Genomic DNA, 25,408 nt, shown 5'->3' with positions numbered 1-25,408 from the left:
ATCGGCCAGAAGGAACCCGAGCCATGGACACCGCGACTCTCACCGACGACGACCGCTGGCGCATCGCGCTGGCAAAGGATCGGCGATTCGACGAGCAGTTCGTGACCGGCGTGCATTCGACCGGCATCTACTGCCGCCCCAGCTGCGCCGCGCGGCCGCCCTTGCGCCGGAACGTGCGCTTCTATGCTTCGCCTGCCGAAGCCGAGGCGGCGGGTCTTCGCGCGTGCCTGCGCTGCAAGCCCGGCGACGTCGCGCGAGACGAGGCCGCGGTGCGCGCCGCGATCGACGAGATCCGCAGCCACGACGATGCACCCAGCCTCGCGGGGCTGGCTGCGCTGACCGGATATTCGGCGAGCCATTTCCAGCGGATCTTTACCCGGATCACCGGCCTCTCGCCCGCGGCCTACGCGCGGGCTTTGCGCGAAGAGCGGGCGCGGGCGACGCTGTCGGGCGCGGCGCGGGTGAGCGATGCGATCTACGATGCGGGCTATTCCGGCCCGGGCCGGTTCTACGAGGCGATGGAGGGCAAGATGGGCATGGCACCGAGTGCGTGGCGAGGCGGCGGCCGGGGCGAAACGATCCACTGGGCGGTCGCCCCAACCACGCTCGGCCCGATGCTGGTGGCCGCCACGGCCAGGGGTGTGTGCCGTCTCTCGTTCGGCGAAGGACGGGCGGAGCTCGAAGCGCGCTTCCCCCACGCCCAACTGGTCGAGGGCGGGGCGGAGTTCGAGGCCCTGCTCGCCGATGTCGTCGCATCGGTGGAGAGCCCCGGCGAGTTCTCGCACATCCCGCTCGACGTGCAGGGCACCGCGTTCCAGGAACGCTGCTGGCAGGTCCTGCGCGCGATCCCACCAGGCGAAACGCGCACGTATGCCGAAATCGCCGCGGCGGCCGGCAACCCGAAGGCCGTGCGCGCGGCCGGGAGCGCCAACGCGCGCAACAACGTCGCGGTGCTGATCCCCTGCCACCGCGTCATCCGCACCGGCGGCGATCTCGGCGGCTACGCCTACGGCCTTGACATCAAGCGCGAACTGCTGAAGCGCGAGAGCGGGCGATAGCACAGCCCGCGATTGACAGGGTGACGGTTCACGTGGCCCAAGGCGTCCCGATGGATGACGCTGCCGCTCCCGCCGACTCGACCGATCCGTTTTGGAAGCGGGTGTGGCAGTTTCCGCTCGTTGCGATGATGGCTGCGTTGTTTGGGCTAGCAGTCGTCTTCGCAACCCTGACGCTCGTGTTGAGCGTCGCCTTCGCGGGCCTGGCGCCGACGGGCGTGCAGATCGTCAACGGGCTGGCGGTCCCGGTCGTGACCGTCGTTTTTGCCAAAGTCGTGCTGACGCGGTTGGGCGAGCGGCCGCGCGACGAGTTCGCGTTCCCCGGTGCTGTTCGCCAGGTCGCGATCGGCTTGGCCGGATCGGCGGCGTTGATAAGCGCGATCGTCGGCGTCGTGGCATTGCTGGGCGGCTATCGCCTGGTCGGGTGGGGCGGGGCGACTTCGTGGCCACTGCTGATCTTTGTGGCCGGTCTGCAGGCCGGGTTCCTGGAGGAGCTGCTGTTTCGCGGCATCCTGTTTCGCTTCCTCGAGGATTTCGGCGGCAGCTGGTTCGCGCTGGCGCTCACTTCGGCGCTGTTCGGGGCCGTCCACCTCAGCAATCCCAACGCCACGGCGGTCGGTGCGATTGGCATCGCGGTGTCTGCCGGGTTGCTGCTTGGCGGTTCGTACATGCTCACCCGGTCGCTGTGGCTGCCGGTGGCGCTCCACGCCGGGTGGAACATGACGCAGGGAATGGTGTGGGACGTGCCCGTATCGGGCAACCCGGTGGACGGCATCGTCGAAGCGCATCCGGCCGGTTCCGTCCTGGTGTCGGGCGGCGCGTTCGGGGTGGAGGCTTCGGTAGTGGCGATGGTGCTCGCCGGGGCTGCGGGCGCATGGCTGATCGTGCTGGCCGCGCGCAGGGGCGAACCGATGCGGCCATTGTGGGTGCGCCGCCGGCTGCAGCGAGAAGGGGCCCCGGTACCCGTCGAAGTCCCCGCCGCCTAGTCGATCCACCTAGTCCGGGGCCTAGTCCAGCTTGGGCGTCATTCCGGGCTCGCACTTCGCCATCGCGCGCTGGTAGGCCGGGCGTTCGCCGATGCGCTTCAGCCATGCCTTCAGGTTCGGCATGCCGTCCACCGACTGCCCGCTCATCGCGCGGCTCGTGGTGAGCTGGAAACCCATCATGATGTCCGCCGTGGTGAGGCGGCGCCCGCCGAAGTAGTCCGCTTCACCCAGCCGGTGTTCGATGATTGCGTAGCTTTTCGCCAGCCGATCGGCGACGAACGGGGGGATCTGCCCGCCTTCGGCCATGCGCCCCGCGACCAGCGTCATCAACCCGTTGGTCATGAAGGTCGCGTTCGCCCAGTGGTAGAAGAACAGGTGGTCGGCGAAATCCGGATCGTCCGCACCGGGGACGAGATCGGTGCCGGGCGCGTGCATCGCCACGATCCAGTCCATGATCGCGCCGCTTTCGCCCAATGTCAGGTCGCCGTCGGTGATGACCGGCGCGATCCCCATAGGGTGCAGCGCCTTGTATTCGTCGGGGGCGAGATTGTTGTCGGTCCGCCGGGTATATAGCTTGAGATCGTAGTCGAGGCCCAGTTCCTCGCAGAGCCAGACGATGCGTTCGGACTGCGACAGGCGCAGGTGGTGGACGGTGAGCATGGTCAGTCTCCCTCGGATCGCGCCCACCCTTCGCGGGCAGGCTCCAGACCTTGCAGGATCGCTTCGGCACTGTCGAGGTACTCGGCCCGGCGGTCGTCGCTCATCCGGTCCCAGGTGGAATAGATGCGGCCAATGCGGTGGTTCTTCTCCAGCGCCGCGCGGTTGCGGTCCATGAAATGCCAGTACAGCGGGTTGAATGGGCAAGCCCCTTCGCCGGTTTTCACGTTCGGCGAATAGGCGCACTTGCCACAGTAATCGGACATCTTGTTGATGTAGTTGCCGCTGGCCGCATAGGGCTTGGTGGCGAGCTTCCCGCCGTCGGCATAGAGGATCATCGCGGCGACGTTGGGCAGTTCCACCCATTCGTAGGCATCGGCATAGACCACCAGGTACCAGTCGGCGACTTGCTGCGGATCGAACCCGGCGATCAGCGCGAAGTTGCCGAGCACCATCAGCCGCTGGATATGATGCGCGTGCGCGTTGTCGCGGGTGGAGCGGATGCAGTCGGCCACGCAGCGCATGTCGGTCTCCCCGGTCCAGTAGAACTCGGGCAGCGGGCGGTGCGCGCCCATCGCGTTCGCCTCGGCAAGGGCGGGCATCTGGTGCCAGTAGAACCCGCGGATGTACTCGCGCCAACCAACAATCTGGCGGATGAAGCCCTCGACCGAATTCAGCGGCGCGTCGCCCGCATCGTAGGCCGCTTCAGCGCGGCGGCACAGTTCGAGCGGATCGAGCAGGCCGAGGTTGATGCTTGTCGACAGCAGCGAATGCCACAGCTGGTCCGCCCCGTGGACCATCGCGTCCTCGTAGTCGCCGAACTTGCCGAGGCGCCTTGCGAGAAAGGCATCGGCCGCCTTTTCCGCCTGGTCGCGCGTCACCGGCCAGTCGAAATTGTCGAGCGAACCGAAGTGATCGCCAAACCGGTCCTCCACCAGCGCGATGACCTCGGCGGTGGTGTCGTCCGGTTCGAAGCGCGGGCGTTCGGGCGCGACCATCTCGCCTTTGGGCGGCTTGCGGTTCTCCTTGTCGTAATTCCAGGCGCCGCCCGCGGGCTTGCCGTCCGCCGTCATCAGCAGCCCGGTCTTGCGGCGTATCTCGCGATAGAAGTACTCCATCGTCAGGTGATCGCGCCCGTCGGCCCAGTCGGCGAACTCCGCTATCGAGCAGACGAAGCGGTCGTCGGGCAGGATTTCGACCGGGCAGGCCAGCTTGTCGGCCCACTCGTCCATCGCGGCGCGGACCCGCCATTCGCCGGGTTCGACGACCCGTACCCGCTCGGGCTCATGCCGCTCGACCGCGCGCACGACCTCGCCGGTGAACGATCCGGCGTTGTCGGGATCGTCCAGCCTGACGTAATCGACCGTCCAGCCGTCCGCCTCCAGCTCGGCGGCGAAGTGGCGCATCGCGGAAAAGATCAGCACGATCTTCGCCTTGTGATGCTTCACGTACGTCGCCTCGTCCCACACCTCCATCATCAGGACGACGGTATCGTCCTTCGTCATGCCCTTCAGCGAGGCGAGCGTATTGGTGAGCTGGTCGCCGAGGATCGGCACGAGGACGGGCGCGGTCATTGCCCGCTCAATGCGCGAAGATGCGAACTGTGCCGGAGGTCAGACGGAGCCGGGCGAGGTCAGCCGTCCCCGTCTTCCTCTTCGTCTCCAGACTTCAACGTCGGCTGAAGCTTCGATAGCAAGGGTTCCCGATCGCCGGCTTTCAGGTTCTCGACCAGCTTGCGATACCGTTCGGCACGCTTTCCGCTGTGCGGATCGTTCACGATCGGGCCGAGGATCATCAACGCTTCCTTGTCCCGATTTTCCGTGAGCAGCTGGTGAGCCAGCGCCATGCGGATACCGGGATCGAAAGGCGCCAAGTCGTATGACCGGTCGAGCGCGATCAGCGCGTCCTCGGGCGCGGTCTCGTTCGCATAGGCGTACGTCAGGTAGTACCCCGATAGCGCTTGCGGTTCGTTCGGATCGATATTGTTCGCCGCGACGTAGTGCTGGCGTGCGACCTTGAACTGCGCCGGATCGGTCTTGGCCTTCTCCAGCGCGATCATGGCCTTGTAGAGATGCGCATCGACCGCCGCCGGGTCCAACTGGAGCATCCGATCCGCGATGGCGCTCGACCGGTCGTAGTTTTTCGCATCGAACTCCGCCTCGACCGCCGCGCGAAGCACCGCGATGCTCTCGGGGTACCGTGTCACGAGCTCCCGCGCAGGGTCGACTAGGGCCCGCGCGGAACTCTCGTTCACACCGCGTGAGGAGCGGATGTGCAGGTCCATCTGCGCCGCTTGCGCTTCCGTGAGCGGCCGGACGTCGACCCGGGGCGGCTGATAATTCGCATAGGTGACCGCGATGGCGCGGGCGCGGCCGTTCCGGTATGCTTCGAGATCCTTCTGGAGGGCGGACAGGTCGCCGAATGCCTTCTCTGCCGCGGGAAGGTTTTCCTCGCCGGCATTGATGCGCTTTAGGTAGTCGGCCAGTTGACCCTTTCGCGAAGGTTCGAACGTCAGGTAACTCACGGCCATCCAGCCGTAAGCGTACTGCTTCATGGCCATGTAGTAGTCCATCTCGCGCGGCGGATCGAACAGCTTGCGGACGTCGATCGTCAGTTCGCGCAAGGCGCTGGCGCGGTGCTTCGGGGGCTCGCCCAGGTTGAAGCCGTTTTCGGTCAGGTTCAGGGTGCCGAACAGTTCGGCAAATCCCTCGACGTACCAGAACGGGTAGGCCGCCGCCGCATGCTGGAACATGAAGTAGTGCGTGTATTCGTGGAACAGAACCTTGCCGGGATCGAGGTCGCCTTCGACGACCCGCGTCCCTATCCCGCCCCTGTCGCGGTCCTGCCGCAATGGGACGAACGCCACCGAACGGCCGGCACGCGGGATGAAGAAGCCGGCAACGCCGCTGCGGCTGTTGCCGTAGAGCGCGGCGATATCACGCGTCTCGCCGAACTGGTACACCGTCAGCTTGACGGCGTCGGGCAATTCCTTGCTCTCGGTGGACATGCCGCGGATCATGCGCAGCGCACCGTCCAGCCGCTCCATCTGCGTCGCGAGTTCACGGGCGTCCGACTCGCCTCCCGCCGAATAGACGATGAAATGATCGCTTTCGGCTTCGTACCAGTCGGTCGCTGCAAACGCTGGCGCGGCGATTGCTGTCGCAAGCAAAGCAATGGCGTGTCTGATCATGTCGGCAACCCCCTTCGAATATCCCGCCGGTCGAATTGCATAGTTCGATCCGAATTCAAACCCTACCGTACGCGTGGAAGAACCTAGACGAAACTGTACGGGTCGATGTCGACCGTTACCCGCACGCCTTGGGGGAATTTCAGCGCGCCGAGCCAGTCGCGGATCACGTCCTGCACCTGTGCGCTGCGGCGGGCGTTCAGGAGCAGGCGGTAGCGGTAGCGGTTCCTCAGCAACGCGAGGGGGGCGGGGGCGGGGCCGAGAATGTGGACGTCCTCCACCCGGGGTCGCGTATCGCCGATGCGGTTGGCGGCCTCGCGCGCCTCTGCTTCGTCCTCGCTCGAGACGATGATCGCGGCCCAGCGGCCGAAGGGCGGGGCACCGGCGTGGCGGCGGGCCTCGGTCTCCGCGTCGTAGAACGCGTCCCGGTCGCCCGCAGCGAGCGCGGCGATGACGGGGGCGGTGGGGTGACGGGTCTGGATCAGGACCTCGCCCGGTTTCTCGCCCCGGCCCGCGCGTCCCGAAACCTGCGCGACCTGTTGGTAGGTCCGCTCAGCCGCGCGCAGGTCGCCGCCTTCTAGCCCGAGGTCGGCATCGACGACGCCCACCAGCGTCAGTTCGGGAAAGTGGAACCCCTTGGTGACAAGCTGCGTGCCGACGATGACGTCGATCGCACCGCCTTCCGCCTGCGCGATGAATTCCGCCGCCTTGTCGGGCGAATTGACCGTGTCGCTGGTGACGACCGCGACGCGCGCATCTGGAAGGATCTCGGCTACCTCGTCGGCAATCCGCTCCACCCCGGGCCCGCACGCGACGAGACAGTCGAGCTCGCCGCATTCCGGGCAGGCGGGCGGGGGCGGGGTCTCGTGCCCGCAGTGATGGCAGGCGAGCCGCTGCGAAAAGCGGTGCTCGACCAGCCACGCGCTGCAGTTCGGGCATTCGAACCGGAAGCCGCAGTTCCGGCACAGCGTCAGCGGGGCATAGCCGCGGCGGTTGAGGAACAGGAGCGACTGCTCGCCGCGTGCCAGCCGTTCCTCCATCTGCGCGACCAGCCGCGGGGCGAGCCAGCGGCCGCGTTCGGGTTTCTCTTCAGTGAGGTCGATCGTGTCGATCGCGGGCAGCCGCGCGCCGCCGTAGCGGTCCTCCAGCACCAGCCGCTCGTACACCCCGCTCTCGGCCATCTGCAGGCTTTCGAGCGCGGGTGTGGCGCTGGCGAGCACCACCGGGATGCGTTCGAACCGCGCGCGCATGACCGCCACGTCGCGCGCGTTATAGCGCACGCCGTCGTCCTGCTTGAAGCTGATCTCGTGCGCTTCGTCGACGACGATGAGGCCGAGGTTGGCATAGGGGAGGAACAACGCCGAGCGCGCACCCACGACGACCTGGGCTTCCCCCGCCGCGATCGAGCGCCAGGCGCGGCGGCGCTCGGTCGATTTCAGCGAGCTGTGCCAGACGATCGGCGGCGCGCCGAACCGGTCCTCGAACCGGCGCAGGAAGGCCTCGGTCAGCGCGATCTCGGGCAGCAGGACCAGCGTCTGCCGCCCCATCTCGAGCGCGCGAGCGACCGCTTCCAGGTAGACCTCGGTCTTGCCGGAACCGGTCACGCCGTCGAGCAGGAACGGGGCGAAGCTGCGCGCCTCGACCGCCGCGACGAAGCGCGCCGACACCTCGGCCTGCGCGGGGCTGAGTTCGGGCACCGCGAAGTCCGCGCGCGCCGGGGGGTAGGGCCGGTCGCAATCGACCAGCACCGGCTCCAGCACGCCCTGGTTGACGAGCCCGCGCAGCACGCCTTCGCTGACCCCGGCGATCCCGGCGAGTTCGCGGATGGTGGCCTGCTCCCCCTCCAGCGCGTCGATCGCCGCCTGGCGCTGGGGCGTCATCCGCTCGGGCGCGCCGCCGGTCAGCCGGTATTCGGTGGTGGTCGAGGGGCCGCGCAATGCACCGCCCGACGCCAGCACCATCCGCGCCACCGCGGCAAGCGGTGCACAGTAGTAGTCCGCCGTCCACTCGATCAGGCGCCGCAGTTCGGCGCGCAGCGGCGGGACCGGCAGCACGTCGACCAGCGGGCGCAATTTCTCGGCCGGAACCTCGCTTGCGGGCAGCCGTTCCGCCTCCCAGACGATCCCGACGATCTGGCGAGGGCCCAGTGGCGCGACGACGACCGACCCCGGTCCGACGCGCATCCCTTCCGGAACGCGGTAGTCGAGCGGGCCGAGCGCGGCGTTGAATATGACCAGTCGTGCGCGGTTCATGTTTCGTGGCCCATATGGGCGCCGCCGGGGTGGGGCGGCAAGGATAGGAGCCTTCCTATGACCGAATTTACCGATACCCCGTCCATCTTTCACCGCCGCTCGTTCCTCGCCGGCATCGGCCTCGCCGGCGGCGCGCTCGTGCTGCCCGCTTGCACGACCGGGTTCGGCGGGCCGCTCAGCTTTACCGACGCGATCGCGCGCTTGCTGTTCATGTCGACCGGTCGCGCGTTCGACCGGATGACGTCGCAGGGCGGTTTCTGGGACCAGCAGGTCGCCGCGATCGGGCTTGAGAACGTGCTCGGCGTGCGCGGGGGCACGCTCGGCCGGATCCTCACCTCGGGCCTGTTCAAGGACCGGCTCGCGAACGCCCTCGCACCGGTGGCCTTCGATGCTGCGCAGCGCGCCGCCCCCGTGGTCGCCGATACCGTGCGCACGATCGGGTTCGCCAACGCGGTGGAACTCATCCGCGGCGGCCCGCGCTCTGCCACCAGTTACCTGCGCGGCGAGATGGGCGGCCGCCTGATCGACGCCATGCTGCCGGGCGTCGGGCAGGGCCTGCGCGTCGCGAGCGATCCCCTGGTGGGGCAGGCGCTGGCGGCGCTCTCGGGCGTCGACATCCCGCAGGTCGCGCGGACCTTCACCGGGCGCGTGGACGACGTGATCTGGAACCAGATCGGGACAGAAGAGGAATTCATCCGCGCCAATCCGCAGAGCACCAACGATCCGCTGATCATGGGCGTGTTCGGCGCGGCGCGGACGTTTTAGGCAGCGGTCTAGCCGGTGGCGAACCCACCGGCTAAGGCTTTGCGGGAATCGCCCCTTTTCCCAGAGAGCCCGCCGCCATGAAATTCTTCGCCGACACCGCCGAGATCGCCGACATTCGCGACCTGAATGACGCGGGGCTGCTCGACGGCGTAACCACCAACCCCTCGCTGATCGCAAAATCCGGCCGCAATTTCATGGAGGTTACGAAGGAAATCTGCGATCTCGTCGAAGGGCCGGTGAGCGCCGAAGTGGTCGCGCTCGATCACGCGACGATGATGAAGGAGGCCGAAGTCCTGCGGAAGATCGCGGACAACGTCTGCATCAAGGTGCCGCTGACGATCGACGGGCTGAAGACCTGCCGCGCGCTGACGAACGACGGCACGATGGTCAACGTAACGCTGTGCTTTTCCGCCAACCAGGCGCTGCTCGCGGCGAAGGCCGGGGCGACATTCGTGTCGCCCTTCGTCGGCCGGCACGACGACAACGGGTTCGACGGGATGGACCTCATCCGCGACATCAGGCTCATCTACGACAACTATGATTTCCGGACCGAAATCCTTGTCGCCAGCGTGCGCCACGTGGTCCATGTGCTCGAAAGCGCGCGGATCGGAGCCGACGTGATGACCGCGCCGCCCAAGGTCATCAAGAGCCTCGCGAACCACGTGCTGACCGACAAGGGGATCGAAGGCTTCATGGCCGACTGGGCCAAGACCGGCCAGTCGATCCTCTAGCCCCTTGGCCGATGAAACGCCTCTCGACCGCTTCAAGCATGCGCTGACTGGCGCATCCCGCGCGCTCGCGGAGGAGCCCGAGATCGAGATCGCATGGACCGCCGACGTGCCCGCGGCGCGGGGCAAGCAGTTGCGGGTGCCGCTGCCGGGCCGCAGCCTGCCGCCGGACCAGGCGCGGGAAGCGCGCGGGGTGGCCGACGGCTTCTCGCTCCGCCTACGGCACCACAATGAAGTGCTGCACCTGCGCGGCGCGCCGTCGGAACCGATCGCGCGCGCCGCATACGATATGGTCGAGACGGTCCGGTACGAAGCAATCGGATCGAACGATTACAGCGGGATACGCGCCAATCTTGATGCCGCGGTGGAACTGCGCACCGCGTCCGACCCTATCGCCCGCGCAACGCAGGCGAGCGATGTGCCGATGCCGACCGCACTCGGCCTGATCCTGCGCGAGAAATTGACCGGACAGCCCGTCCCCGAGCGCGCCCGCGCGGGTGTCGCGATGGTCCGCGACTGGATCGAGGAACGCGCGGGCGAGGATTTCGATGCGCTCGCCGGCAAGCTCGACGATCAGAAGGCCTTTCAGGGGCTTGCGCTCGAACTCTTGCGCCACCTCGAGATGACCCTGCCCGAGCAGCCGGACCAGCCGTCCGACGACAGCGAGGACGGCGATGAGCCCGAAGGCGAGCAGGAGGACGAGGGCGAGGACGACACCGAGGGGCAGGGCGACCCGCAGGCCACCGAGATGGCCGGCGAAATGGCCGAAGGCGAGGACGACGGCGACGGCGAAACCGAGATGTCCGCCGACGAGGACATGGAGGGCGCCGACGAGGCGGACGAGGGCGAGGAAGGCATGATGCCGGTCCGCCCGAACCGCCCGTGGACCGACATTCCCGAAGGCTTCGACTACAAGGCGTGGACCACCCGCTTCGACGAAGTGATCGAAGCGCCCGAGCTGTGCGACAGCGAGGAACTCGATCGCCTGCGCGCCTACCTCGACAGCCAGCTCACCGGCCTGCAGGGCGTGGTCACGAGGCTCGCCAACCGCCTCCAGCGCCGACTGATGGCGCAGCAGAACCGCAGCTGGGACTTCGACCAGGAAGAGGGGTTGCTGGATGCCGCCCGTCTCGCCCGCGTGGTCATCAGCCCCGGCCACTCGCTGTCGTACAAGGTCGAACGCGACGTCGAGTTCAAGGATACGGTCGTCACGCTGTTGATCGACAACTCCGGTTCGATGCGCGGACGGCCGATCAGCATCGCGGCGATCAGCGCCGACATCCTCGGCCGCACGCTGGAACGCGTGGGCGTGAAGACCGAGGTATTGGGCTTCACCACCCGCGCGTGGAAGGGCGGGCAAAGCCGCGAGGCGTGGCTCGCCGACGGGAAGCCCGCACAACCGGGTCGTCTCAACGACTTGCGCCACATCGTTTACAAGAAGGCCGACGAACCGTGGCGCCGTGCGCGCCGCAATCTCGGCCTGATGATGCGCGAAGGCCTGCTCAAGGAAAACATCGACGGCGAGGCGCTGCTCTGGGCGCACGACCGCCTGCTCGCGCGCAGCGAGGATCGCCGCATTTTGATGGTGATCTCCGATGGCGCGCCGGTCGACGACAGCACGCTGAGCGTGAACAGCGCGGGCTACCTCGAACAGCACTTGAGGAAGGTGATCGACTGGATCGAGAAGCAGTCGCCGGTCCAGCTCGTCGCCATCGGCATTGGCCACGACGTGACCCGCTACTACAAGCGCGCGGTGACGATCATGGACGTCGAACAGCTGGGCGGCACGATCACCGAGCAACTCGCAGAACTGTTCGAGGTGGATTGATGAACGTTTCCGAAGCCGTCGCCAGCCGCCGCTCGATCAGAGCCTATCTCGACAAGCCGGTCGATCGCGCGCTGCTCGAGCGTATTCTCGAGAAAGCGCAGCGCTCCGCCTCGGGCGGAAACACGCAGCCGTGGCACGGGATCGTGCTGACCGGCGAACCGATGCAGCGCCTGGTCGCGCGCGTGGCGGAGGATCTGCCGAAAGGCCGCGCGGCGTTCGCGCCCGAGTATCACGTGTATCCGCCCGAACTCGACGGTGCCTACGAGCAGCGCCGCCGCGGGGTGGGCGAGGACATGTACGGCGCGCTCCAGATCCCGCGCGAGGACAAGGCGGCGCGGCTGATGTGGTTCGCCAACAACTTCCGGGCGTTCGGCGCGCCGGTGCTGCTGCTTGTCCACACGCCGAAATACATGGGCCCACCGCAGTGGTCGGACATCGGCATGTGGCTGCAGACGATCGCGCTGCTGCTGCGCGAGGAAGGTCTCGACTGCTGCTTCCAGGAGGCGTGGGCGGTCTATTCCCCGCAGATCCGCGAGGTTGTCCACATTCCCGAAGATCATACCTTCTTCTGCGGCGTCGCCATCGGCTGGGGCGACCGCGAGGCGGCCGTTAACACCTTCCCCGTCGCCCGTGCACCGCTGGACGAGGCGGTGCGCTGGGAAGGCTGGGATTGACCGGACGGGCGCAGCGGCTAACCCGCGCCGCATGACCGACCTCAAGCTCTTCAACTCGCTTACCCGCAGTCTCGAGACGTTCCAGCCGATCCATCCGGGCGAGGCGCGAGTCTATTCCTGCGGGCCGACGGTCTACAACTATCAGCATGTCGGCAACATGCGCGCCTACGTGTTCGCGGACACGCTGGGCCGGGTGCTGAGCTTCAAGGGGTACAAGCTTACCCACGTCATCAACATTACCGACGTCGGGCACCTCACCAGCGACGCCGACGCGGGCGATGACAAGATGGAAAAGGCCGCGGCCTCCGCGGGCAAATCGGCGTGGGACATCGCGGCGCACTACCAACAGGTGTTCGAGGCGGACCTGCGGCGGCTCAACATCCGCGAGGTGCAGCATCCGCGCGCAACCGACTACGTCGAACAGATGGTCGCGTGGAACGCGAGCATCGAGGGTAAGCATGCTTACCGGCTCGACGGCGGGCTGTACTTCGACGTTTCGACCGTGCCGGACTACGGCCGCCTCGCACGCGCGAGCACCGACGAGGGCGAGGGGCGGATCGAGACCGTCGAAGGCAAGCGCCATGCCGCCGACTTCGCGCTCTGGCGCACCACCCCGCCGGGCGAGACCCGCCAGATGGAATGGGATTCCCCCTGGGGCCGCGGCGCGCCGGGCTGGCACATCGAATGCAGCGTGATGAGCGCCGAACTCCTCGGCCACCCGTTCGACATCCACACCGGCGGGATCGACCACCGAGAAATTCACCACCCGAACGAGATCGCCCAAAACCAGGCGCATGCCTGCGGCCCCGACACCGGCGCGCGCATCTGGATGCACAACAACTTCCTCGTCGACCGGCGGGGGAAGATGAGCAAGTCCACCGGCGATTTCCTCACTCTGCAGGCGCTGGTCGATCGTGGCTACCACCCGCTCGCGTATCGGTTGCTGTGCCTGCAGGCGCATTACCGCAGCGAGCTCGAGTTCACCTGGGAAGGGCTGGGCGCGGCGCTGGTGCGGCTGAAGCGGCTGGTGATGGCTGTCGAGCGCGTCAAGGCCGCGCTGGCCGACGGCAAGCAACCGGAAGGCAGCTTCCCCCTCAGCGACGACGAGCGAGCGATCTTCGACGAGGCGATCGGCAACGATCTCAATACGCCCGAAGTGCTCACCGCCCTCGAAGCGGCGGTCGGCGCAAAGAAGGTGCCCGCGGCCAAGCGCATCCAGATCGTGCGCATAGCCGATGCGCTGCTCGGTCTCGACCTGCTGACGCTGACCCGCGAAGAGCTTCGCCTGAAGCCCGCCGACGCGCAGATCGCGGAAGACGAGATCGACCGCCTGATCGCCCGCCGCAAGGAGGCGCGCGCCGCGAAGGACTTCGCCGCCTCCGACGTGATCCGCGACGAACTCGCCGCGCGCGGGGTCGAGGTGATGGACGGCGATCCGCTGGGATGGGAGTGGAAGCTATGACGATCGCAGTCCTGTCGGCCCTCGTCCGCCCGCTGGTCGAACCGCACCTGCCGCCGGAGATCGAGCCGCGCTGGTTCACGTCGGTGGACGAGATGATGGCGCTCGCGCCCCAGGCCGAGATCGGCTGGTTCGATCTCGACCGCAAGGACGTGATGGTCGAGGCGATGAGGGCGGCGACCAGCCTCAAGTGGCTGAACTCGATCTACGCCGGGCTCGATTTCGCGCCGCTCGACCTTCTGGCGGAGCGGGGGGTGACGATCACCAACGGCGCGGGCATCAACGCGCTGACGATCTCCGAATACGTCGTAATGCTGATGCTGGTGCATGCCAAGGGATACCGCGACGTCGTGCGCGCGCAGGACCGTCACGAATGGCTCGCCGACAGCCCGGGGAAGATGGAACTCGCCGGCAGCCGCGCGCTGCTGCTCGGCATGGGCGCGATCGGCGGACTGGTGAAGACGCGGCTGGAGGCGTTAGAGGTCGAGGTCGTTCCGGTGCGCCGCACCCCCGGCGACGGCGAACTCGGCCCCGACGACTGGCGCGGCCGTCTCGGCGAGTTCGACTGGGTCATCCTCGCCGTGCCCGCCACTCCCGAGACCGACGGCATGATCGGTGCGGCGGAACTGGCGGCGATGAAGGACAGCGCCGTTCTGGTGAACATCGCGCGTGGGGCGGTGGTGGACCAGGAAGCGCTGGTGGCCGCGCTCGAAAAGAAGGCGATCGGCGGTGCGATGCTGGACGTAACCACGCCCGAACCGCTGCCCGCCGACCATGCGTTGTGGGATCTCGACACGGCCCACGTCACCATGCACCTTTCGGGCCGTGCGCAATCGAAGATGTTCGCCCGATCCGCCGAACGCTTCGTTGAGAACTGCCGCCGCTACGTGGCGGGCGAACCTCTCTCGCCGATCTTCGATCCGGCCCGCGGGTACTAGGCATCCTTCAGCAGCAGCAGCTCGCACGTCACCTTCATGCACGGTTCGGGTGCGAGGCGGTGATCGACGGCGGTTACGCGGGCTTCGGCCACGAGCTGGCCGGGGATGGTGAATTCGTGATCGGGGAGCTGTTCGATCAGCGTCTCCCCGGCGAGCGTGGCGGTTAGACCGTCGAAGCGCAGTTCGAACGTGTGGCGCGCGCCTTCGAAGGTCACGCTGGCCCACGGCCGTTCGGACTGCCGCAGGCAGACGGCGCGGCCGCTCGCCAGCTTTAGTAGCGCATCGCGCAGGTGACCGGCGGGGCCGCGCGGCATGGTGCGGGCGGGGCGGGTGTCCGGATCAGCCGGCATGGGCGGTTTCTCCATAAGTGTTCATGAAATGTTCCACACGGAAACTGAGCGCGGCCCGCGGTTCGCGCCCCATCCGCATGTCGAGGACGAGGCGGGGGTCGTTGGCGGCCAGCCGTCCGAACTTGGTTGCGGGCATGGCGTGCTCGCGCAGGAATTTCTCGATGGTGCGTATCAGCATGGGGTCTCCATGTGCGCCCGCAACGGGTGCGGGCGGCGACTCGTGTGGTGCGATCGAAGCACCTTGGAACCAGCCGAAATCCTACTTGTCTAGGAAAAATCCTACGTGTAGGAAGGAAGAATGGTAAACGCTTCTGACGACCCCGCGCGCGCCCGCCTTCTCGAACTGGCGCAGGGGCAGGGGGTCAGTCTTGCCGGCCTGTCCGAGATGATCGGTCGCAATTCCAGTTACTTGCAGCAGTTTATTCGCAAGGGTTCTCCACGCAAGCTGGAGGAAGGCGATCGCCGCAAGCTCGCTGGCTACTTCGGGGTGGGCGAATCGGAATTGGGCGGGGCGGACGATATCTCTGCCGGAACAGTCGGTGTTCCCCGAGCCGATTGGACCGAGGTCCCACGGCTGTCGATCGGCGCAGCAGCGGGTTCAGGCGCGCTCGCGGCGGACGAGCGGCCGTTCGATTCTTTCCGCTTCAGCCGTCGCTGGCTGCAGGAGCAGGGGCTTGCCACCGCCCAACTCTCGACGATCCGCGTGCAGGGGGATTCGATGGTCCCGACCCTGCATGACGGCGACGAGATCCTCGTGGATCGGACACAGCGTGGCTTGCGCGACGGGGTCCATGTCGTGCGTCTCGGCGATATGCTGATGGTCAAGCGCCTGGCGGCCGCAGGCCCCGGACGCGCGAGACTGCTCAGCGAAAACCCGGTTTATCCGCCTGTCGAAGTGGGCCTGGACGAACTCGAGATCATCGGCCGCGTGGTCTGGAAAAGCGGCAGGCTCTAGGTCCTGCTGCCTTCGGTCGAGCTTGCACATGCGCAGGAGGTGTTCTATCCTGCTACTACACCTGGAGGAATCGCATGGCCGACGCATATGGCGTAAATGGGATCGAAGGGCCGGTGCGAACGTGGCAATTCGGGCCGCGCTCGCGATCAATCTTCTGGCTGTCGTTCGCAGCCATCGGCGCGGTCGCGATCGGAGCGTTCCTTCAGGGGGCTTGGCTCGTGCAGGGACAGGAGTCGCCCTTCGTATACGAAGCGGGATCCTTGATCGCTGCAGGGGAACTGGAAAGTGTCCTCTACGATCCGTCGCTTCTCGGTTACGAAGGGGCTCCTCAAGTGAGCGACGAATTCCGCAACGCCCAAGGCCAAGTCTGTCGTCGATTTACCGATGATCAAGTCAGCGGCGTCGCCTGTCGAGTGGGTGGCGATTGGCGCGTAGAGGAGATGCGTCAGGACTGACCATAGCTTGGCGAGATATACCCGTTTGGCGGGTGATCGAACTCCAGCGCGACAGTTGCATTGCTGCGCATCTCGCGCCACCTGTCGTGCATGACCGATATGTCCGCCACTCCACCAATGAAAGCCGCGATCATTCCGGTGACGCCCTTGCAGCAGAACTGTTCGCTGATCTGGTGCACGAAGACGATGCGCGCGGCGCTGATCGATCCGGGCGGGGATCTCGACAAGCTGAAGCTCGGCGTCGAGCGGGCGGGGGTCACGCTCGAGAAAATCCTCGTCACCCACGGCCATCTGGACCACTGCGGGCAGGCGGGCATGCTGGCCGAGGAATTGGGCCTCGAGATCGAAGGGCCCCACGAGGCGGACCGTTTCTGGATCAGTCGGCTGGACGAGGATGGCGGCAAGTACGGGATGGAGGCCCGGGTCTTCGAACCCGACCGCTGGCTGGAGGATGGCGACACCGTGACCGTCGGCGAGCTGACGCTGGAGGTCATCCATTGCCCCGGCCACACCCCCGGCCATGTCGTGTTCTTCCACCGCCCGAGCCAGTTCGCGGTCGTCGGCGACGTGCTGTTCCAGGGCAGTATCGGCCGCACCGATTTTCCGATGGGCAACCACCAGGACCTCATCGACGCGATCACCCAGAAGCTCTGGCCGCTCGGCAACGACGTGACCTTCATCCCCGGCCACGGCCCGGTCAGCACCTTCGGGCGGGAGCGGCAGACCAATGCGTTCGTGAGCGATTATGCGTTGGAAGTAGTGCGCTAGATAGGTCGCTGGTTTGACACCTGAACCTAGCATATTGGGGAAAAAGCGCGATGGCATGGAAGAACAAAAAAAATCGAAATCGCATTCTGGCGAACGAAGAAGCGACTTCGCGGGGAGGATTTTGCACGCATCCTCCTTGCAATAACCCGTTGCCAACTGGCTTTCATTGGCATCACCGCGATCCGCTTACGAAAAATGCTACTATCGCATCGTTAATCCGGAGAGGCGCGTCGCGAGTGAAGCTCTCTGCCGAACTAACGCTTTGTGATCCGATGTGTCCGAAGTGCCATCTGGAAAATTACCACGGGCATTAGACTATTCACGATTTTTCGTTTCTCTATCCTACATTACCCCCAGCGCCACCAGCACCGCCACCACCGCCAACGCCAACTGCACCAGCATCGTCACGAGCGTCCCGACCATGCGCCCCTTGCCGAATGCGCCGCCGTCCATGCCGAGGCCGTGGGCCACGCGGCCGAGCATGTAGATCGCCGCCACCCACGCGAGCCACGGCTGGCCTTTTCCGGCGATCTCGATCGCCGCGATCAGGACCAGCACGAATGCGGTGTTCTCGACGAAGTTCAGCTGCGCGCGTATGCGGGCGGTCAGCGGTCCGCCGGCGCCGTCGTCGCCGATGGACACCTTGGTGCGGCCGCGCATCTGCCCCACGCGGATGCCGAGCCACAGGTTGATGATCGCCGCCGCAGCGGCCGAGGTCAGTGTTACCGGAAGGATCATGCCCCACTCCCCGAATGCGATCCGAATGGCGCGAGAGCTAGCACACCCGCGGCGACTTGCAACGCGCGGCATTTCGTCTATAGGCCGCGCCTTCCCGCCAAGGAGGGGTCCATATTGCGTGTGCGATCCGCATGGGTTGTGCGCGCCGGGACCTTCGCCTAGGGCGAACCCGCACAACGCACAGATATCAATACGGAACAGGTGCCACGATGGCCGTCCCCAAGAGAAAAGTTTCCCCGAGCCGCCGCGGCATGCGTCGCAGCCACGATTCGCTGAAGGTCGAGGCCTATCACGAATGCTCGAACTGCGGCGAGCTGAAGCGCCCGCACAACCTGTGCGCCCACTGCGGGCACTACAACGGCCGCGAAGTCGTCGCCGTCGGCCTCTGAGCCGGCTCAGGATAGTCCTGTCATGACCCTCCCGCGTATCGCCGTCGACGCGATGGGTGGGGACGAGGGCGTGCAGACCATGATCTCCGGCGCGGCACTTGCCCGCCGGCGGCACGACAAGTTCCAGTTCCTGCTGGTGGGTAACGAGACGCGGATCAAGGCCGCGCTCGACGCGCACCCCCAGTTGCGCGGCGCGAGCGAGATCCTTCACTGCGACGACGTGGTCGGCGGCGACGAGCAGCCGACCCGCGCGCTGCGCCGTGCCAAGACGACCAGCATGGGCCTTGCCGTCAATGCGGTGAAAAAGGGCGACGCCGGCGCCGCCGTCAGCGCGGGCAACACCGGCGCGCTGATGGCGATGAGCAAGCTGGCCCTGCGCACGATGCCCGGCATCGACCGGCCTGCGCTCGCCGCACTGCTGCCCAGCTTGGGCGAGACCGACGTCATCATGCTCGACCTCGGCGCCAACACCGAATGCGATGCGCGCAATCTCGTGCAGTTCGCGGTGATGGGCGCGGCCTATTCGCGCATCGTCACCGGCCGCGAGGAACCGCGCGTGCGGCTGCTCAACATTGGTACCGAAGAGATCAAAGGCACCGATGCGGTGCAGGAAGCCGCCCAGCGCCTGCGCGAGGCGAAGGGGCTGGCGCTGCAATTCGACGGGTTCATCGAAGCCGACAAGATCAACCGCGGCACCACCGATGTCGTCGTGTGCGACGGGTTTTCCGGCAATATCGCGCTGAAGGCGATCGAGGGAGCGGCGCGCTTCGTTACCGACCTGCTGCGCACCGCGTTCACCAGCAGCCTGCGATCGAAGATCGGCTTCCTCGTCAGCCGACCGGCGACCGAGTTGCTGAAGCACCATCTCGATCCCAACAACCACAACGGCGCGGTCTTTCTCGGCCTTAACGGCTTGGTCGTGAAGAGCCACGGCAGCGCAACCGCGGCGGGCGTGGCCAATGCGGTCACCGTCGCCGCGCGCCTGCTCGAGGACGACCTGACGCAGCGTATCGCGGCGGACCTCGCCCAGCTCGGCGGCAATGTAGGCGCGGTGCGCGCTCGCCAGCCGGCCACATCGGAGGTGTCCGCCAAGTGATCCGTTCGCTGATCGTCGGCAGCGGCTCGGCCCTGCCGAAGCGCGCCGTTCCCAACGCCGAACTGGCGCGGCAGGTCGACACCAGCGACGAATGGATCGTGGAGCGGACCGGCATCCGCAACCGCCATATCGCGGGCGAGGGCGAGACTACCGCCAGCCTCGCCGCCGAGGCCGCGACGAAGGCGCTCGAGGCGGCCGGGATCGCGGCGTCCGACATCGGCCTCATCGTGCTCGCCACGGCGACCCCCGACCAGACGTTTCCCGCCACCGCCACGAAAGTGCAGGACCTCATCGGCGCGCGCGGCGGCATCGCGTTCGATGTGGCGGCCGTATGCTCGGGCTTCCTCTACGCTCTGGCGACCGCCGATTCGATGCTGCGCGCCGGCATGGCGAAGCGGGCGCTGGTGATCGGGGCGGAGACCTTCAGCCGCATCCTCGACTGGGAAGACCGGACGACCTGCGTGCTGTTCGGCGACGGCGCGGGCGCGATCGTGCTGGAGGCGCGCGAGGTCGCGGACGAGGGTTTCGCCGGGCCGGGCGTGCTCTACAGCCAGCTCCACGCCGACGGGGCGCACAACGAACTGCTCTACGTCGATGGCGGCCCCTCGACCACGGGTACGGTCGGCAAGCTCCGCATGAAGGGCAAGGAAGTGTTCCGTCACGCGGTCACCAACCTTGCCGACGTTCTGCGCGCAGTGCTTGCGGAAACCGGTCTCTCGCCGCACGATGTCGACTGGGTGGTGCCGCACCAGGCCAACGCCCGCATCCTCGATGCGACGGCCCGCAAGCTGGGGCTGCCCGCGGAAAAGGTCATCGTCACCGTCGACCGCCACGCCAACACCTCGGCCGCGTCGGTGCCGCTCGCGTTCGACGTCGGCGTGCGCGACGGGCGGATCAAGCCGGGCGACCTCGTCGTGTTCGAGGCGATGGGAGGCGGGTTCACGTGGGGTGCCAGCGTCGTACGGATGTAGGAAAAGCCGCTTGTAACCCGTTGCGGTTGCCCGTGAAAAGGAATACCGCGTCTTCGAACTCGGGTCGCACCAACGTTCGGTAAAAGGAGGCGACGTGATGCGTTCGGTGGGCACGCTGACTCGCGCCGATTTGGCAGAAACAATCAACCGGAAGCTCGGCTTCAGCCGTGCGGAATCGCTCGAGATGGTGGAGGCGATCCTCAGCCACATGTGCGAAGCGATGGCGAAGGGCGAGAACGTCAAGATTTCCGGCTTCGGAACCTTCGTCCTGCGCGACAAGAAGGAACGCATCGGCCGCAACCCCAAGACCGGGGTCGAAGTGCCGATCACGCCGCGGAGGGTCATGACCTTCCGCGCCAGCCAGCTGCTCAAGGACAAGGTCGCGGGCAGCTAGAACCGCATGGGAGGCGCGCATGGTCGCCAGCTTCGACGACGGCAAGGATGACGGCGCGCTCCGCACGATCGGCGAGGTCGGCGAGGCGCTGGGCCTGAAGGCGCACGTGCTGCGGTACTGGGAGGGGCAATTCCCCCAGCTCCAGCCGATGAAGCGGAGCGGTGGGCGGCGCTACTACCGGCCCGAGGACGTGGCGCTGCTGCGCGAGATCGACCGCTTGGTGAACGCCGAGGGCTACACGCTGAAGGGCGCGAAGGCAGCGCTGGCCGATTTCCGCGCCGATGGCGACGGGGTGGCGAACGATACGGGCGCGGCGACCGAAGCACATTTTTCCGGATCGGCGGCGCCCCGGGTCATGGCGACCGACAACCGCGAGGCGATCGCGCGGCTGCGCGAAATTCGCACGACCCTGGCCGCCGCGCTGGAACGCTGAGCCTCTTCGGCGCCAGGCGACCGGCAGTAATCACCGCCGCAACCTTACCGGACATCCCCGCCGTGAGCGGCTTGATGCGCCAGCCCGCTTCGTCTAGCGCGGCCCCGTCAATCGGGGAGTAGCCCGCCGCGCGGACAGCGCGGTTCCACGCGTCAACACACTCGGCCGAGAGGTCGTGGCGCGATGGGGGCGGTTCAGCCGCCCGGACGAGACCGATGGCACTGCGCTTCCGCCCGGCCGGGCGGGAGGCGCTGTGCCGTCGTCGTATCGTTCGCCCGGCCCGGAGACGTTCTCTTGGAAGCTCTCACCACCTCCGCGGCTGTGGTCGCTCTCGCCGAGATCGGCGACAAGACGATGCTGCTTGCCATCGTGCTCGCGACCCGCTTCCGCAAGCCGTTGCCGATCATCCTCGGCATCCTGTTTGCGACCATCGCCAATCACGCCATCGCCGCTTTCCTGGGAGAAGCGGTCGCGGGCCTGCTCGACGGGCCCTGGTTCCGCTATGCCGTCGGTATCGGGTTCGTCGCGATGGCGGCATGGACGCTGGTCCCCGACAAACTCGACGAGGACGAGGGGCCGCGCCCGTCCCGCTTCGGCGCGTTCCTGACCACGCTGGTCGCGTTCTTCGTCGTCGAGATCGGCGACAAGACGCAGATTGCCACGATCGCTCTTGGGGCGCATTTCCGCGACGTCGCGATAGTCACTCTCGGCACCACGCTGGGCATGATGCTGGCCAACGTGCCCGCGGTGTTTTTGGGCGACCGCATCGTCCGGGTCGTGCCGCTCAAAGTCGTGCGCGGGATCGCCGCCGCGCTGTTCCTGGCGATCGGCCTGTGGGTGCTGTGGGATGCGGCCGGGGGCTGAGGCTTACTCCGCCGCCAGCAATTCCGCTTCGCCGAGGTCCACGCTCACCAGGCGGCTGACCCCGCGTTCGACCATTGTCACCCCGAACAACCGGTGCATCCGGCTCATCGTCACGGCGTTGTGGGTGACGATGAGATAGCGGGTGGCGGTTTCGGCGACCATCGAATCGAGCAGGTCGCAGAACCGGTCGATATTGGCATCGTCGAGCGGGGCATCGACTTCGTCGAGCACGCAGATCGGCGCGGGGTTCGTGAGGAACAGCGCGAAGATCAGCGCGGTGGCGGTCAGCGCCTGCTCGCCGCCCGACAGCAGCGTGAGCGATTGCAACCGCTTGCCCGGCGGCTGGGCGAAGATCTCGAGGCCGGCCTCCAATGGATCGTCGCTGTCGATGAGCGCGAGGTGCGCCTCGCCGCCTTCGAACAGGCGGGTGAACAGGCGCTGGAAATGGCCGTTCACTTCCTCGAACGCGGCGCGCAGTCGCTCGCGCCCCTCGCGGTTGAGGTTGCCGATGCTGCCGCGCAGGCGGGCGACCGCCTCGGCGAGTTCGGCCTGTTCGGCGGCGTTGCTGCCGTGCTCGCCTTCGATCCGCGCGAGCTCGTCGGCGGCGACGAGATTGACCGGCCCGATGCGCTCGCGGCTGGCGACGAGGCGGTCCATCTCCGCGGCCTCGTCGGCGTGGCCCTTCACGGCGTCGGCGTCGAAGGCGAAGCGGCCCGCCAGCAGCGGCGGGGGGCACTGGAAGCGTTCGCCCGAGATGCGCGCCATCTCCTCGCGGCGCTGTTCCTCGTTCTCGGCGCGGGCGGCAAGGCCGGCGCGCGCCTCGCGGGCGGTGGACAGCGCCTCGGCCGCTTCGGCGAGCGCGCGATCGGTAGCCTGCGCTTCGGCCTGGACCTTGGCGACCGCAGCCTCGGCGGCGGCCAGTTCCGCGGTCAGGCGGGTGCGGACGATGTCGCCCTGTTCGATCTCGCGCATCAGCCCCTCGGGCTTGGCGGCGACGACGCTGCGCTCCTGCTCAATCTCCTCGAACCGGCGGCTCATGTCGGAAAGGCGACGCGCCGCTTCGCCCGAGCGGGCCTGCCAGTTCGCGACATCGGACTTCATCGCGGCGGCCCGCTCGTGCGCCACCGCCAGCCCCTGGTCGTGCGCGGCGAGTTCGGCGGTCGCGGATTGCAGGGCCGATCGCGCCGCCTCGTTCTTCGCCCGCGCCACATCGAGCGCGACACGCCCGGCATCGGGCGAGGGGAGGGCATCGCGCTTCGCCCTGGCCGCGGCCAGATCGGCTTCGGCGGCGCTGCGCTGCTGCGCCAGGTCGCGGGCCGCCCCGGCCAGTTCCTCCAGCCGCGCCGCGTGGCGTTCGCGCGCCGCTTCGGCCTGATCCATCCGGCGCAGGGCGGAGCGTTCCTCTTCGGCCGCCACCTGCACCGCGCGTTCGTCGGCGACGAGTTCGCGCTGCAGGGTCGAAAGCTCGTCCTGCGCGAGCGCCTGCGCCGCCTCGGCTGCAGCCAGCGCCGCGCGGCGGGGCGGCAGCAGGGTTTCGAGTTCGGCAAGGCGGTTCTCGGCCTCCAGCCGCGCCGCCTCCGCCGCGCCTTCGCCCCGGGCGACGAACCCGTCCCACCGGCGCAGCGCGCCTGCCCGGGTGACCAACCATTCGCCGGGGGCGAGGGCGCGGCCGTCGTCGGCATCGGCCACATGGACCAGCGCCAGCCGCGCGGCGAGCTGCGGCGGGCAGTCGGTGACATGGTTCGCCAGCGCATCCGCGACGGGTGTGGGCGCATCGGACCCGGTCCAGAAGCGTCCCTCGCCGCCGGACCGTTCCGGCACATCGCCCAGCGGGGTCTTCGCATCGCGCCCCAGCGCGGCGGCGAGCGCGCGTTCGTATCCGGGCGCCGCGCGCACCCTGTCGAGCGCGGTGGCAAGGCCCTTGCGCCCCGCCGCCGCCTTCGCGCGGGCCTGCCGGTCGCGGTCGAGCGCCTGGTATTCACGGTCGAGCCCGGCCAGTTCGGCACGCGCCGCCGCCAGGGTGCTGGCTGCCTCGTCACGCGCTGTTTGCAGGCTGTCCTTGCTTGCCCGCTTTGTCTCGAGACGCACGCGTGCCGCCGCCAACGCATCGGCTGCGGCAGCGGCTTCCTTTGCGGCGGCTTCGACGGCAGCGACCGGATCGCCGGCGGCGGTCAGCGCGGCGCGCGCCTCGTCCTGCCGCCGCGCTTCGCCCTCGAGCCGCGCGATCCGTGCCGCCCCTTGCGCGACTTCGGCTTCGGCGACGCGCCAGTCGGCTTCCACGCCGGCGTGGTCGGCGGTGGCCTTCGCCAGGGCAAGTTCTGCCGCGCGGCCCGCCCGGTCGACATCGTCGAGCTTCGCCGCCAGCGCAGGCCGCCGCGCCTCGTCAGCCGCAAGGGCGGCTGCCCCGACGGCAAGGTCCTTCTCCAGGCGGGCCAGCGCTTCGGCGGCGTCCTTCGTCATCCGGTCGGCATCGCCCCGGTCTTCCTCCAGCCGGGTCCGCTGGCGATCGAGGTCCGCAAGGCGCTGTTCGGCCGCCTCGAGCTGGGTGGTCAGCGCCGCCATCCGGTGTCCGTGCGCGCTCGCATCGTCGCGGCGGTCGGCGAGTTCGTCGCGCACTTCGGCGAGAGCTTCGGCCGCCCGCTTCTGCGCGGCCTGTCGTTCGCCGGCAGCCGCTTGCGCGGCGGCGACCGCCATGTCCGCCGCCTTCGCCTCGCCGCGCGCGCGCTCGGCCGCCGCCGCCGCATCGCGCCAGCGGGCGAACAGCAGCCGCGCCTCGGCCACCCTGATCTCGTCCGACAGCGCCTTGTAGCGTTCGGCCTGCTTGGCCTGCCGCCGCAGCGAGGCGATCTGGCTGTCGAGGCCGGCCATCAGGTCTTCCAGGCGGGCGAGGTTCGCCTCGGTCTGCCTGAGCTTGCCCTCGGCATCGCGGCGCCGCACGTGGAGGCCGGCGATCCCGGCGGCTTCCTCCAGCATCATGCGCCGTTCGGTGGGTTTCGCCGCGATGACCTGCGCGATCTTGCCCTGGCTGACGAGGGCGGGGGAATGCGCGCCGGTCGCCGCGTCGGCGAACGTCAGCGCGATGTCCTTCGCCCGCACGTCCTTGCCGTTGAGGCGGTAGGCGCTGCCCGCACCGCGCTCGATCCGGCGGACGACCTCCAGGTCCTCGTCATCGTCGTCGAGGCCCGACAGGACGACTTCGGCAAAGTCGCGCGGCGGGCGCTGCGCGGTGCCGGCGAAGATCACGTCCTCCATGCCGCCCGAGCGCCCCGAACTCCTCATAGCCTTGGGCGAATTCTCGCCCATGACCCAGCGGATCGCTTCCAGCAGGTTGGACTTGCCGCAACCGTTGGGGCCGACGACGCCGGTCAGGCCGGGTTCGATGCGCAGTTCCGACGGCTCGACGAAGCTCTTGAAGCCGCTGAGCTTGAGCCGCCGGATCTGCACCCTCGCGCCTACTCCCCCCGCC

Annotated in this window: 25 protein-coding genes; 17 read left to right on the top strand and 8 right to left on the bottom strand. The window is 67.8% G+C overall.

Translation table 11 applies throughout. The annotated features are described in order from the left end of the window. Positions 1-23 precede the first annotated feature (23 nt). A complete protein-coding gene (locus D4766_RS01630) occupies positions 24-1,058 on the top strand; it encodes a bifunctional transcriptional activator/DNA repair enzyme AdaA (RefSeq protein ID WP_120715884.1) in 1,035 nt (344 codons plus the stop codon). A 50-nt stretch (positions 1,059-1,108) separates the two neighbouring features. Further along, a complete protein-coding gene (locus D4766_RS01625; RefSeq protein WP_120715883.1) occupies positions 1,109-2,041 on the top strand; it encodes a CPBP family intramembrane glutamic endopeptidase in 933 nt (310 codons plus the stop codon). Positions 2,042-2,062: 21 nt separating this feature from the next. Here the strand turns inward: D4766_RS01625 and D4766_RS01620 are convergent, their stop codons facing one another. The 4 genes from D4766_RS01620 to D4766_RS01605 form a co-directional block, all read right to left on the bottom strand. Further along, entirely contained in the window at positions 2,063-2,701 is a 639-nt protein-coding gene (locus D4766_RS01620; protein ID WP_120715882.1) for a glutathione S-transferase family protein, read from the bottom strand. A gap of 2 nt (positions 2,702-2,703) precedes the next feature. Beyond that, positions 2,704-4,272 (bottom strand): cryptochrome/photolyase family protein, encoded by a 1,569-nt coding sequence (locus D4766_RS01615; RefSeq protein WP_120715881.1) that lies wholly within the window; start codon positions 4,270-4,272, stop codon positions 2,704-2,706. Positions 4,273-4,331: 59 nt separating this feature from the next. After that, entirely contained in the window at positions 4,332-5,888 is a 1,557-nt protein-coding gene (locus D4766_RS01610) for a tetratricopeptide repeat protein (RefSeq protein WP_162935618.1), read from the bottom strand. An 83-nt stretch (positions 5,889-5,971) separates the two neighbouring features. After that, entirely contained in the window at positions 5,972-8,137 is a 2,166-nt protein-coding gene (locus D4766_RS01605) for a primosomal protein N' (protein ID WP_120715879.1), read from the bottom strand. 57 nt (positions 8,138-8,194) lie between these two features. Here D4766_RS01605 and D4766_RS01600 point away from each other — a divergent pair, with 57 nt between their 5' ends. The 6 genes from D4766_RS01600 to D4766_RS01575 all read left to right on the top strand — a co-directional run bounded on the left by D4766_RS01600 (position 8,195) and on the right by D4766_RS01575 (position 14,529). Next, positions 8,195-8,902 carry a DUF4197 domain-containing protein gene (locus D4766_RS01600; RefSeq protein WP_120715878.1) on the top strand — a complete coding sequence of 236 codons (708 nt, stop codon included), beginning with the start codon at positions 8,195-8,197 and terminating at the stop codon, positions 8,900-8,902. A gap of 77 nt (positions 8,903-8,979) precedes the next feature. Next, the gene (gene fsa, locus D4766_RS01595) at positions 8,980-9,633 is read left to right on the top strand and encodes a fructose-6-phosphate aldolase (protein WP_120715877.1); all 654 of its coding nucleotides are present in this window, start codon (positions 8,980-8,982) and stop codon (positions 9,631-9,633) included. A 4-nt stretch (positions 9,634-9,637) separates the two neighbouring features. Then, positions 9,638-11,458 carry a cobaltochelatase subunit CobT gene (cobT, locus tag D4766_RS01590; RefSeq protein ID WP_120715876.1) on the top strand — a complete coding sequence of 607 codons (1,821 nt, stop codon included), beginning with the start codon at positions 9,638-9,640 and terminating at the stop codon, positions 11,456-11,458. Beyond that, a complete protein-coding gene (locus D4766_RS01585; RefSeq protein WP_120715875.1) occupies positions 11,458-12,132 on the top strand; it encodes a nitroreductase in 675 nt (224 codons plus the stop codon). The genes cobT and D4766_RS01585 overlap by 1 nt, the downstream gene beginning before the upstream one ends. Positions 12,133-12,163: 31 nt before the next feature. Continuing rightward, positions 12,164-13,594, top strand: coding sequence for a cysteine--tRNA ligase (cysS, locus tag D4766_RS01580; RefSeq protein WP_120715874.1), 1,431 nt, complete (start codon positions 12,164-12,166; stop codon positions 13,592-13,594). Next, positions 13,591-14,529, top strand: coding sequence for a D-2-hydroxyacid dehydrogenase (locus D4766_RS01575; protein WP_120715873.1), 939 nt, complete (start codon positions 13,591-13,593; stop codon positions 14,527-14,529). Before cysS ends, D4766_RS01575 begins: the two co-directional genes overlap by 4 nt. Here the strand turns inward: D4766_RS01575 and D4766_RS01570 are convergent. Continuing rightward, positions 14,526-14,879 carry a hypothetical protein gene (locus D4766_RS01570; protein ID WP_120715872.1) on the bottom strand — a complete coding sequence of 118 codons (354 nt, stop codon included), beginning with the start codon at positions 14,877-14,879 and terminating at the stop codon, positions 14,526-14,528. The two genes, D4766_RS01575 and D4766_RS01570, sit on opposite strands and share 4 nt — an antisense overlap. Beyond that, positions 14,869-15,057 (bottom strand): hypothetical protein, encoded by a 189-nt coding sequence (locus D4766_RS01565; RefSeq protein WP_120715871.1) that lies wholly within the window; start codon positions 15,055-15,057, stop codon positions 14,869-14,871. The genes D4766_RS01570 and D4766_RS01565 overlap by 11 nt, the downstream gene beginning before the upstream one ends. 120 nt (positions 15,058-15,177) lie before the next feature. On the opposite strand from D4766_RS01565, the gene D4766_RS01560 reads away from it, so the two are divergent. The 3 genes from D4766_RS01560 (at position 15,178) to D4766_RS01555 (ending at position 17,057) form a co-directional block, all read left to right on the top strand. Continuing rightward, positions 15,178-15,834 carry a S24 family peptidase gene (locus D4766_RS01560; protein ID WP_120715870.1) on the top strand — a complete coding sequence of 219 codons (657 nt, stop codon included), beginning with the start codon at positions 15,178-15,180 and terminating at the stop codon, positions 15,832-15,834. Between the two features lie 74 nt (positions 15,835-15,908). Beyond that, positions 15,909-16,289, top strand: coding sequence for a hypothetical protein (locus D4766_RS13665; protein ID WP_162935617.1), 381 nt, complete (start codon positions 15,909-15,911; stop codon positions 16,287-16,289). A gap of 117 nt (positions 16,290-16,406) precedes the next feature. After that, on the top strand, positions 16,407-17,057 hold the full coding sequence (locus D4766_RS01555; protein ID WP_120715869.1) for an MBL fold metallo-hydrolase: 651 nt from the start codon (positions 16,407-16,409) through the stop codon (positions 17,055-17,057). A 342-nt stretch (positions 17,058-17,399) separates the two neighbouring features. Here D4766_RS01555 and D4766_RS01550 read toward each other — a convergent pair whose 3' ends face one another. Beyond that, positions 17,400-17,795 (bottom strand): MAPEG family protein, encoded by a 396-nt coding sequence (locus tag D4766_RS01550; RefSeq protein WP_120715868.1) that lies wholly within the window; start codon positions 17,793-17,795, stop codon positions 17,400-17,402. Positions 17,796-18,004: 209 nt separating this feature from the next. On the opposite strand from D4766_RS01550, the gene rpmF reads away from it, so the two are divergent. The 6 genes from rpmF to D4766_RS01520 all read left to right on the top strand — a co-directional run bounded on the left by rpmF (position 18,005) and on the right by D4766_RS01520 (position 21,942). Next, positions 18,005-18,184 carry a 50S ribosomal protein L32 gene (gene rpmF / locus D4766_RS01545; RefSeq protein ID WP_120715867.1) on the top strand — a complete coding sequence of 60 codons (180 nt, stop codon included), beginning with the start codon at positions 18,005-18,007 and terminating at the stop codon, positions 18,182-18,184. Between the two features lie 22 nt (positions 18,185-18,206). Further along, a complete protein-coding gene (gene plsX / locus D4766_RS01540; protein ID WP_120715866.1) occupies positions 18,207-19,280 on the top strand; it encodes a phosphate acyltransferase PlsX in 1,074 nt (357 codons plus the stop codon). Continuing rightward, the gene (locus tag D4766_RS01535; RefSeq protein WP_120715865.1) at positions 19,277-20,251 is read left to right on the top strand and encodes a beta-ketoacyl-ACP synthase III; all 975 of its coding nucleotides are present in this window, start codon (positions 19,277-19,279) and stop codon (positions 20,249-20,251) included. The genes plsX and D4766_RS01535 overlap by 4 nt, the downstream gene beginning before the upstream one ends. A 97-nt stretch (positions 20,252-20,348) precedes the next feature. Continuing rightward, on the top strand, positions 20,349-20,645 hold the full coding sequence (locus D4766_RS01530; protein WP_120715864.1) for an integration host factor subunit alpha: 297 nt from the start codon (positions 20,349-20,351) through the stop codon (positions 20,643-20,645). A 19-nt stretch (positions 20,646-20,664) separates the two neighbouring features. After that, on the top strand, positions 20,665-21,078 hold the full coding sequence (locus D4766_RS01525) for a MerR family transcriptional regulator (protein ID WP_120715863.1): 414 nt from the start codon (positions 20,665-20,667) through the stop codon (positions 21,076-21,078). Positions 21,079-21,372: 294 nt separating this feature from the next. Then, positions 21,373-21,942 carry a TMEM165/GDT1 family protein gene (locus D4766_RS01520; RefSeq protein ID WP_120715862.1) on the top strand — a complete coding sequence of 190 codons (570 nt, stop codon included), beginning with the start codon at positions 21,373-21,375 and terminating at the stop codon, positions 21,940-21,942. Between the two features lie 3 nt (positions 21,943-21,945). Here D4766_RS01520 and D4766_RS01515 read toward each other — a convergent pair whose 3' ends face one another. Continuing rightward, positions 21,946-25,386 carry a chromosome segregation SMC family protein gene (locus D4766_RS01515; RefSeq protein ID WP_120715861.1) on the bottom strand — a complete coding sequence of 1,147 codons (3,441 nt, stop codon included), beginning with the start codon at positions 25,384-25,386 and terminating at the stop codon, positions 21,946-21,948. Positions 25,387-25,408: the final 22 nt, after the last annotated feature.

The sequence above is a fragment of the Tsuneonella amylolytica genome, assembly GCF_003626915.1.
Classification (GTDB): Bacteria; Pseudomonadota; Alphaproteobacteria; order Sphingomonadales; family Sphingomonadaceae; genus Tsuneonella; species Tsuneonella amylolytica.
Note: the sequence above shows the minus strand (reverse complement) of the source record. Positions and strands in the feature narration are given on the sequence as shown.